This is a genomic window from Micromonospora acroterricola (assembly GCF_003172955.1).
Taxonomy (GTDB): domain Bacteria; phylum Actinomycetota; class Actinomycetes; order Mycobacteriales; family Micromonosporaceae; genus Micromonospora; species Micromonospora acroterricola.
On sequence record NZ_QGKR01000264.1, the window covers coordinates 1 to 4,952 of the forward strand.

The 4,952-nt window shown below is 75.3% G+C and carries 6 protein-coding genes; 3 read left to right on the plus strand and 3 right to left on the minus strand.

Annotated elements, in window-relative coordinates; translation table 11 throughout:
• The coding region (locus DKT68_RS23180) for a DUF3000 domain-containing protein (RefSeq protein WP_109819504.1) at positions 1–552 on the minus strand (552 nt) is incomplete at its 3' end.
• Positions 553–780: 228 nt separating this feature from the next.
• Between DKT68_RS23180 and hemE the strand changes: the two genes are divergently transcribed.
• From hemE to hemQ, 3 genes are read left to right on the plus strand one after another with little or no spacing between them, the layout of a single operon-like run.
• The gene (hemE, locus tag DKT68_RS23185; RefSeq protein ID WP_109819505.1) at positions 781–1,878 is read left to right on the plus strand and encodes a uroporphyrinogen decarboxylase; all 1,098 of its coding nucleotides are present in this window, start codon (positions 781–783) and stop codon (positions 1,876–1,878) included.
• A 6-nt stretch (positions 1,879–1,884) separates the two neighbouring features.
• A complete protein-coding gene (hemG, locus tag DKT68_RS23190) occupies positions 1,885–3,294 on the plus strand; it encodes a protoporphyrinogen oxidase (protein WP_109819506.1) in 1,410 nt (469 codons plus the stop codon).
• Positions 3,291–3,992, plus strand: coding sequence for a hydrogen peroxide-dependent heme synthase (hemQ, locus tag DKT68_RS23195; RefSeq protein WP_109819507.1), 702 nt, complete (start codon positions 3,291–3,293; stop codon positions 3,990–3,992). The genes hemG and hemQ overlap by 4 nt, the downstream gene beginning before the upstream one ends.
• Positions 3,993–4,034: 42 nt before the next feature.
• Here hemQ and DKT68_RS23200 read toward each other — a convergent pair whose 3' ends face one another.
• Entirely contained in the window at positions 4,035–4,520 is a 486-nt protein-coding gene (locus DKT68_RS23200) for a GNAT family N-acetyltransferase (protein WP_109819508.1), read from the minus strand.
• Between the two features lie 92 nt (positions 4,521–4,612).
• Positions 4,613–4,952, minus strand: a 340-nt coding sequence (locus DKT68_RS23205) for a cellulose binding domain-containing protein (RefSeq protein ID WP_201749161.1), incomplete at its 5' end; no start/stop codon positions are given.

Below are 4,952 nucleotides of genomic sequence, written 5' to 3' on the forward strand. Positions count from 1 at the left end.
GCGGTCGGACAGGGCGGTCACCCCGGGTGGGGGGAGGCCGGCCGTGGAGGCGAGTAGTGCGCACCAGCCGAGCAGGTGGGGGGTCAGGTCGTCGTTGACCGGGGTCCAGGAGGCGCGGATCTCGATGTCGCCGGCGGTCGGTGGGCCGGCCAGGTCGCCGAACCGGGTCGACATGGTCTGCGTCACCGTCCCGCCGATGGCCCGGTGCCGGGCGTCGTGGGCGTCCAGCGCGTCGGTGAGCCAGGTCCAGCCGACCCCGGGCAGCAGCGGGTCGGCGGCCAGGTCGACCTCCAGCTCGGCGGTCACGTAGGTGACCAGCCGCAGGGTCCCCTGCCACGCCTCGTGCCCGACCGGGTCGTGCAGCAGGATCAGCCGGCCGGTGGCCACCTCGTCGCCGTCCCGCAGCACCGCCGCGGAGAGCGCGAACGCGTACGGGGCCAGCCGCTGGGGCGCGCCGACCTCCTCCAGCGTGATCTCCGGCCGGGGCGCCGCCGACCGCAGCCCGGTGACCGCGCGGGCGAAGGTCTCCGGGAGCGCGATCGGGGGGGCCATGCCGGCAGCCTATGCCGCCGCCCGCCCACCCGCTTCGACGGCGCGCCGACGCCCGGTACGGCGGCCGTTTCCGTACCACGGCTCGGCTGCGCGTACCCGCCGTCCGAGCGCGCCCGGCTCTCGGCAGGGGTGTCGGCGGGGGCCTCGCGTCAGCGGAGGCGTGCGGGAAGGTGTTCTTCCTTTCACCCCCGGCGGGGAGGGGGACGAGGTCGTGGCACGATTGCGGCGATGAGCACGGACACCACGGGCACTGTCGCCCGAGACGGAGAACAGCGCCCCGGCGGGCCGGCCGACTCGCCCTTCATCCGGGCCTGCCGGCGCAGGCCCGGCCCGCACACCCCGGTCTGGTTCATGCGCCAGGCGGGTCGCTCGCTTCCGGAGTACCGGGAGATCCGGGCGAGCGTGCCGATGCTGGAGTCCTGCCGTCGCCCGGACCTGGTCACCGAGATCACCCTCCAGCCGGTTCGCCGGCACGGGGTGGACGCGGCCATCCTCTTCAGCGACATCGTGGTGCCGGTCGCCGCGGCGGGGGTCGACCTGGACATCGTGCCGGGCACCGGCCCGGTGGTCGCCGAGCCGATCCGCTCCGCCGCCGACGTCGAGCGGATCCGCCCGATCACCCGCGACGACGTCTCGTACGTGGACGAGGCGGTCCGGCAACTGGTGGTCGAGCTGGGGGACACGCCGCTGATCGGTTTCGCCGGCGCGCCGTTCACCCTGGCCAGCTACCTGGTGGAGGGGGGCCCGTCGCGCACCCACGCGAAGACCAAGGCCCTGATGTACGGCGATCCGGAGCTGTGGCACGCGCTCTGCGGCCGGCTGGCCGAGGTGACGCTGGCCTTCCTGCGGGTGCAGATCGAGGCCGGTGTGTCGGCCGTGCAGCTGTTCGACTCGTGGGCCGGGGCGCTCTCCGAGGCCGACTACCGCCGTTACGTGCTGCCGCACTCGGCGGCCGTGCTGGCCGGGTTGGCCGACGCCGGGGTGCCGCGGATCCACTTCGGGGTGGGCACCGCCGAGCTGCTCGGCGCGATGGGCGAGGCCGGCGCGGACGTCGTGGGCGTCGACTGGCGGACCCCGCTGGACGTGGCCACCGGCCGGATCGGCCGGGACCGGGCGGTGCAGGGGAACCTGGACCCGTGCGTGCTGCTCGCGCCCTGGCCGGTGGTGGAGGCCGAGGTGCGCCGGATCCTGGAGCAGGGCCGGGCCGCCCCCGGGCACGTGTTCAACCTGGGCCACGGTGTGCTGCCGGAGACCGACCCCGATGTGCTGACCCGGGTGGTCGCGCTGGTGCACGAGCTCTCCGGTCGCCGGGCCGACCAGGGCTGACACGCGATGCGGCAGCCCTGGCGGGTGGCGGTGGTCGGCGGCGGGATCGCCGGGTTGGCGGCCGCGGTCCGTCTGCGCGACCGTGCTCCGGCCGGCACCGAGATCACGGTGTACGAGCAGTCCGGCGCGCTGGGCGGCAAGCTGCGCACCGGTGAGCTGGCGGGTGCGCCGGTGGAGTTCGGCGCCGAGTCGTTCCTGATGCGCGACCCGACCGGCGCCGAGTCCGGGGCGGTGGCGCTGATCCGCCGGCTCGGGCTGGCCGACCGGATCGTGCACCCCACCGTGGGGCAGGCCGCGCTGGTGGTCGACGGGGGGCTGCGCCCCATCCCGGGCGGCACGCTGGTGGGCGTACCCGGGGATCTGGACCGGGTGACCACGGTCGCCCGCCCGGCCGCGGGCGCCGACACCGACGGCGGCCGGCCGCTGGTCGCCCCCGACGAGGACGTCTCGGTGGGCGCGCTGGTCCGGTCCCGCTTCGGCGACGAGGTGGTCGACCGGCTGGTCGACCCGATGCTGGGCGGCGTGTACGCGGGCCGCGCCGACGACCTCTCCCTGGTCACCACCATGCCGGCGCTGGCCCGCGCGGCCCGCGTGGAGCACACCCTGACCGGCGCGGTCCGGGCGGCGCAGGCCGCCGCGCCGCGCGCACCCGGCGTCCCGGTCTTCGGCACCCTGGCCGGCGGGCTGAGCACGCTGGTCGAGGCGGCGGTGACGGCCAGCGGCGCGACGGTACGGCGGGACGCGGCGGTCCGCGAACTGACCGCGACGACCACGGGCTGGCGGCTCACGGTCGGCCCGACCCGGGCGCCTGACCTCGTCGACGTGGACGCCGTGGTGCTGGCGGTGCCGGCGCGCCCGGCGGCCCGACTGCTCGCCGGCCCGGCTCCGGCGGCCGCCGGGGGCGTGGGTGAGCTGGACTACGCCAGCGTCGCGCTGGTCACCCTGGCGCTGCCGCAGCCGCGCCTGCCCGAGCTGTCCGGTTTCCTGGTGCCGAGCACCGAGGGTCTGCTGATCAAGGCGGCCACCTTCTTCACCACGAAGTGGGGGCACCTGCGCCGGCCGGACGGGCTGGCGCTGGTGCGCGCCTCGGTGGGCCGGTACGGCGAGGAGGCGCAGCTCCAGCGCCCGGACGCGGACCTGGCGGCCACGGTGCACCGGGAGTTGTCCGGGGTGCTCGGCACACCGCTGCCCGCCGCGGTCGACGGGCACGTGCAGCGGTGGGGCGGGGCGCTGCCCCAGTACACCCCGGGGCACGCCGACCGGGTCGCCGCCGCGCGGGCGGCGTTGCGGGCCGCGCACCCCACCCTGGTCCTCGCCGGCGCTGGCTACGACGGCGTCGGTATCCCGGTCTGCGTCCGCTCCGGCGAGACGGCGGCCGACGAGATCATCACAGCACTGGGAGGATCGGCGAGATGACCGAGCAGACCAACGCGGCCCGGTTGCGGGAGCTGAACGACAGCATCCGCTACACGATGTGGTCGGTGTTCCGGGCCAGCGCCCCGCTGCCGTCGCTGCGGGACAACGTCACCGGTGAGGTCGAGTCCCTCTTCGAGGAGCTGGCCGGCAAGGACGTGGTGATCCGGGGCGTGTACGACGTGTCCGGGCTGCGTGCCGACGCGGACGTGATGATCTGGTGGCACTCCGCCTCCAGCGACGCGCTCCAGGATGCGTACCTGCGGTTCCGCCGCACCACGCTGGGGCGGGCGATGACCCCGGTGTGGTCGCAGATGGCGCTGCACCGGCCGGCGGAGTTCAACAAGAGCCACATCCCGGCGTTCCTCGCCGGTGAGGAGGCCCGCGCCTACATCTGCGTCTACCCGTTCGTCCGCTCCTACGAGTGGTACCTGCTGCCCGACGCGGAGCGGCGCGAGATGCTGGCCGAGCATGGGAAGATGGCCCGTGGCTACCCGGACGTGCGGGCCAACACCGTGGCCTCGTTCGCCCTGGGCGACTACGAGTGGATGCTCGCCTTCGAGGCCGACGAGCTGCACCGGATCGTCGACCTGATGCGTGACCTGCGCGCCTCTGGCGCCCGCCGGCACGTCCGCGAGGAGGTCCCCTTCTACACGGGTCGCCGCCGCTTGGTCGCCGAGATCGTCAACTGCCTGGTCTGAACTCTGGTCGGCTCCGGGGCGGTGCGCCGAACCGGAGCCGGCTCAGAGGGACCGGAAGAGGACCTGGGCCCGTAGGCCGTTGGGCAGGATCTGGCCGAGTTCCTCGCCGGGGGTGAAGCCGGTGCGGCGGTAGAGGCCGATGGCCGCCGCGTTGTCCGGAGCGACGCCGAGGCCCACCCGCTGCGCCCCCTGTTCCTTCGCCCACCGCGCCACCTCGTCCACCAGCCGGTCCCCGACGCCCCGGCCGCGCGCGTCGGGGTGCACCCACATGGAGGTCAGCGCCACCTCGCCCTCGGTCGGCATGGGAACGCCGCTGGCCATGGCGACCGGCCGCCCGTCGAGGCTTGCCACCAGGTTGTGCGACCCGGGGATGGCGAGGCGGTCGCGCCAGCGCTGTTCGGTGTCGCCGTCGCCCTGCCAGTCGGCCAGCTGGGCGCCGAACGCCTCCGGCGCCTCGGTGAGGGCCGCGAGCCGCAGCTCCCGCCAGATGGGCCAGTCGTCGGGGGTGAGCACGCTCATCTCGATCATGTCGGGATGATGCCGGTGGCCGGCGAAGCGCACCACCGGATTTCCCGCCGGCCGGCGCCGCACCCCCGCCCGGGTGCGGCGCCGGACGGGGATCAACTGGTCGTCGTGCAGGAGACCAGCGGAAGCGCGTTGCTGCCGTTCCACGAGCCGAGGAAACCGAACGTGGTGCTCGCTCCGGCCGCCAGGGCGCCGTTGTGTGCGACGTTGCGTGCCGTGACCAGCGTGCCGGTGGTGCTGACGGTGGCGTTCCACGCCGAGCTGACCCGCTGGCCGTTGGCGTAGTTCCAGCTCACCGACCAGCCTCGGGTGGGCGAGCCGCCGGCGGTCACCCGCACCTCGGCCTGGAAGCCGCCGGCCCACTGGCCGGTGACCGCGTACGTCGCCGTGCAGGCGCCGGCCGGTGGCGTCGTCGGCGGCGGGGTGGTGGGCGGC

Bases quoted from the DNA above. Each gene is read 5' to 3' on its own strand.
- hemE (WP_109819505.1), top strand. From the start codon at position 781: ATGAGCACGGACACCACGGGCACTGTCGCCCGAGACGGAGAACAGCGC.
- hemG (WP_109819506.1), top strand. From the start codon at position 1,885: ATGCGGCAGCCCTGGCGGGTGGCGGTGGTCGGCGGCGGGATCGCCGGG.
- hemQ (WP_109819507.1), top strand. From the start codon at position 3,291: ATGACCGAGCAGACCAACGCGGCCCGGTTGCGGGAGCTGAACGACAGC.
- DKT68_RS23200 (WP_109819508.1), bottom strand. From the start codon at position 4,520: ATGATCGAGATGAGCGTGCTCACCCCCGACGACTGGCCCATCTGGCGG.